Genomic DNA, 300 nt, shown 5'->3' with positions numbered 1-300 from the left:
GGCTAGAGCCGACCAACGGTCGGCTCTAGCCGGCCAGGGCTGCTGCGTCCACGATCTGGACGCCTGGTCGCGGGGCCAGTGCCGCCTCCACCATGGCGGCGGCGATGTTCACCGCCGGGTTGATCCGCCAGGCGCGCGGCAGCACCGGGCCCAGCGCCCCCAGCACCAGGCTGGCCAGGTGCTCGCCGGTGCGTCGTTCGCTGCGTTCGCCGCCGATCAGGCCCGGCCGCACCAGCGTCAGCGAGCGGTAGCCGAGCCCGCGCAGGTCCTGCTCCAGCCGGCCCTTGACCTGGTTGTAGA

At 73.7% G+C, this 300-nt stretch carries 1 pseudogene; it reads right to left on the bottom strand.

The annotated features are described in order from the left end of the window. Nucleotides 1–25: 25 nt before the first annotated feature. A pseudogene (locus DBR34_RS14140) lies at nt 26–300 on the bottom strand (NAD-dependent dehydratase); the annotation flags it as partial.

Source organism: Stenotrophomonas sp. HMWF003 (genome assembly GCF_003061285.1).
Lineage (GTDB): Bacteria > Pseudomonadota > Gammaproteobacteria > Xanthomonadales > Xanthomonadaceae > Stenotrophomonas > Stenotrophomonas maltophilia_AP.
The sequence above is the reverse complement of the archived record's forward strand: the minus strand, read 5'-3'. Positions and strand labels throughout refer to the sequence as shown.